The sequence below is a fragment of the Marinobacter sp. genome, from assembly GCF_033722195.1.
Taxonomy (GTDB): domain Bacteria; phylum Pseudomonadota; class Gammaproteobacteria; order Pseudomonadales; family Oleiphilaceae; genus Marinobacter.
Map to the genome: position 1 here is coordinate 1 of NZ_JAWVZL010000169.1, position 3399 is coordinate 3399.

At 61.3% G+C, this 3399-nt stretch carries 5 protein-coding genes; all 5 read right to left on the reverse strand.

Annotated features, from left to right (window positions below):
- On the reverse strand, positions 1-863 hold an 863-nt coding region (gene rarD, locus R3280_RS16315; RefSeq protein ID WP_318999666.1), incomplete at its 3' end, for an EamA family transporter RarD.
- 195 nt (positions 864-1058) lie between these two features.
- On the reverse strand, positions 1059-1544 hold the full coding sequence (locus R3280_RS16320) for a pyridoxamine 5'-phosphate oxidase family protein (RefSeq protein WP_318999667.1): 486 nt from the start codon (positions 1542-1544) through the stop codon (positions 1059-1061).
- 159 nt (positions 1545-1703) lie between these two features.
- Complete coding sequence (locus tag R3280_RS16325) at positions 1704-1943, reverse strand: TIGR02647 family protein (RefSeq protein WP_318999668.1); 240 nt, start codon at positions 1941-1943, stop codon at positions 1704-1706.
- Positions 1944-2031: 88 nt separating this feature from the next.
- Positions 2032-2895, reverse strand: coding sequence for a patatin-like phospholipase family protein (locus R3280_RS16330; protein ID WP_318999669.1), 864 nt, complete (start codon positions 2893-2895; stop codon positions 2032-2034).
- A 56-nt stretch (positions 2896-2951) separates the two neighbouring features.
- Positions 2952-3399 (reverse strand): AEC family transporter (locus R3280_RS16335; protein ID WP_318999670.1); only part of this gene is annotated, 448 nt, incomplete at its 5' end.

Below are 3399 nucleotides of genomic sequence, written 5' to 3' on the forward strand. Positions count from 1 at the left end.
GACCAGGAATAGAGCGCCAGGGCGGCCCAGATCAGCACAAAGCTGGCCAGCTGGGTCTTGCTGAGAGGCTCGTTGAACACCAGCAACGCCAGGGCAAACTGCATGGTGGGGTTGATGTACATCAGAAACCCGACGGTGGACAGCCGCAGGCGCCGGGCGGCGCCGGCAAAGGCCAGCAGCGGCAGCGCCGTCACCACGCCGCTGGTCACCAGCAGCAGGCTGGGTGTCAGCGCCAGTCCGAAATGGGAGTCCCCGGCCTGGTGCAGCCAGGCCAGCGTCAAAAGCCCCAGCGGCAGCAGTAGAAGGGTTTCCACGAACAGACCGGAGAGGCCGTCCAGTGGCACCTGCTTGCGCAGCAGGCCATAGGTTCCAAAGCTGATGGCCAGCACCAGGCTGATCCAGGGCACCGTGCCCAGTAGCGCCAGCTGCACCAGAATGCCGGCCCCCGCCAGCACCACCGCAATGCCCTGCAGGCGCGCCATCTGCTCCCGCAGAACGATCATGCCCAGGGCAACGTTCACCAGCGGAGTCAGGAAGTAGCCGAGACTGGCCTGGAGCACGTGACGGGTTTCCACCGCATAGATATACACCCCCCAATTAAGGGCGATCAGGGCCGCGCAGGCCAGTACCCGTCCCAGGCGACGCGGCTCCCGCAGCGCCGCCCTGACCGGCGCCCAGCGGCGCAGGACACTGACCACCACAGCCAGAAACAGGCTTGACCAGATGATGCGGTGAACCAGCACCTCAAAGGCCGGGGTCCCTTCGAACAGGGCAAAGAAAAGGGGGAAGCAGCCCCACATGGTGTAGGCGGCAACGCCAAACAGCACGCCTTTGGTAGCCTCAGTCGGGGCTGGGGGATTCATCAGAGTCTCGCAGTAAAACGGCCAATCTAACACAGCGGCGCCGTCGAAGGCGGCACAGTCATGGTCATATTAACCGTTACAGATACTGCTGACGTTGGGAATCTGAGGGCTGAAGGCCATGAGACTGAAAGTTCAGGCGGGAAGGGAAACAGGCGAACCCCGGAAGGGCCCGCCCTGGCAGACGCAAAGAGGCAATCAGGTCCCGAATTTCTCGTGCTCACCGATATCCGGCGTACCGCCTTTTGCCTTGGCTTTCGCCGACTTGTAGAACTGCACCATCTTGCTGGTGTCGGCGTTCCAGTGCTCGCCTTTCTGCACCTTGATTTCCAGCAATCCGATGTTGGAAGAGTCCTTGCCTTCGGGGAACCAGTCGGCAACGAAAGGGTTCCAGAACTTGTCGATCAGCGTCTTGTCCTTGCTGACACGACCAACACCGGTGAGGGAGACGTAGACATCATCGTGGGGATCGGCGAAGGAGACGCAGACGTCGTTGTCCTCCTCCACTTCAAAAACCTTCTCGGCATCCAGGTCGGTAAAGAACCACAATTTACCGTCGTACTCGTCCTGCACCAGATACATCGGCCGTGACCGAAGCTCGGAACCGTGCAGCGTGGTCAGCATCCCGGTGTTCATACCCTTGATGAGATTCCAGATTTTCTGCTTGTGTTCCTGGCTTGACATAGTCGTTCCTCTGCGTTGTGAAATGAAATCCGCGTTGGATCGAATGGAACCTGGCGCAGTTTGCGCGGCACCTGTTTGTCACTACGCCCTGTAAGAAACCTTGGTTCTGTATCACCGGAATTCAAGGCGCTGGCGGCGGGCCCGCTGTCGGGTCAGGGTTTACCGGTTGGCCAGAATGCCCAGCAGCTTCTGGGTGTGTTCCACGGTCTCGCAGCCCAGGCTGGTGAGGTAGCCACCGTCTTTCTGGGAGATCAGGCCCTTGTTGTAGAGCCGCTCGGCCGCCGCCACCGCCTCCGGGGAAGCGGAATGGCTGTGCACCTTGATGCCTTCCTGGGCCGAACCCGACTCGAACAGGGCCAGCAGGTTGAGTTCGGCAATGTGCTCTGGTGAAAACGGCATGACGTCACCTCAATTTTTGTTGGATCCTGATCTAGTTGTATACGAGTTCCGGGGATTCGACAAAGATTCTGTGGTACAAGTCGGTGCGTCAGAAGTAGCGGCGAGGCTGCAGGGCGTCCGGCATATCGGATCTTTCCAGCCCACCCTCGTTGAGCCAATTTTGTGCATCCTGGCGGCCGCGCTCGATCAGTTCCGGGGTGCCGTCAAAACTGAACAGGGAAATATCAAGGGGACAGGGCGGCGGCACTATGGAGATCCGGGCCTCTTCCCGGTAGCGGATGATATCGGAAACCAGCTGGCCGGAAATCAGCAGGTTGATGGCATAAAGCGACATCTCGAACGTGGTTTTCGGTACGACATCCCGGTCCCGGGCGCAACTGAGGCCGGTGGGGAGAACAATGAGCCGTTCAGCGCCACGCCGGATGGCGGCCTCGATGGGCGTAATGCTGGCCACGCCGCCGTCCATCAGGTAGCGCCCTGCCATTCTGATGGGCGGAAAGACCGCCGGAATGGCCGTGCTGGCCAGCAGGGCCTGCACGGTATCCCCCTCGGATATCAGCACTTTCCCGCCATCCGACAGGTTGGTCGCCAGGAGGTGGCGCTCCAATGGCGAGTCCTCCAGGTTGGTACCACCCAGATGACGCTCGAAGAGCTTTCGCAGACCCGAGTTGCTCATCAGATGGTTACGGAGAAACAGTCCCAGAAACGCACGCCAGACGCTCACCGGCATGACCTGGCTCCGTCGCACTCCGCGCCAGATCTCCGCCAGTCTCTCAACACCTTCGCGATCCGGATACTGGGCATAATAGGCGGCATTGATGGCGCCCACGGACGCCCCCACTACGAAATCCGGTTTTACCCCAGCGGCGGTGAGGGCCTGCAGCATGCCTGCCTGAATGGCCCCCAATGATCCGCCGCCGGCAAATACAAAGGCGGTTTTCGTTGGTTGCATTGTCTCCTCCCGGGCAGTTTCCGACCTCTCTTATAGCTGCGGGCAGGACGGAAGTTTTAAAACGGTTCCCACTGCAGAATGCCCAGTACCGCCAGCAGTGACAGCGGCATGCTCAGCAGTATCACGGCGGCGACGTCGTCCTGGGGGCCGTGGTAGTGGGCGGCCAGGATGTAGCTGATCACCGCCACCGGCATGCTGGCCTGGATCAGCAGCGTCTGGGCCACCAGCGGCGTCATGGGCAGCAGCGAGATCACTGTCAGGGCAGCTGCCAGCCCCAGCGCCACCCGCAACACCGAAAGCCCGACAATCCGGCCGAGGCGGCCGATCTCCCGGATATTGATGGACGCCAGGGACTTGCCCAGTAACAGCAGCATCACCGGCAGTGTCATACCCGCCAGCAGTTCCACGGTCTGCAGCACCGCCACCGGGGCCGGCCAGCCGGTGGCCACCCAGGCCAGGCCAGCCAGCAGGGCGATGATGGAGGCGTTGGACAGAATCGTGCGC

Bases quoted from the DNA above. Each gene is read 5' to 3' on its own strand.
- R3280_RS16320 (WP_318999667.1), bottom strand. From the start codon at position 1,544: ATGTCAAGCCAGGAACACAAGCAGAAAATCTGGAATCTCATCAAGGGT.
- R3280_RS16325 (WP_318999668.1), bottom strand. From the start codon at position 1,943: ATGCCGTTTTCACCAGAGCACATTGCCGAACTCAACCTGCTGGCCCTG.
- R3280_RS16330 (WP_318999669.1), bottom strand. From the start codon at position 2,895: ATGCAACCAACGAAAACCGCCTTTGTATTTGCCGGCGGCGGATCATTG.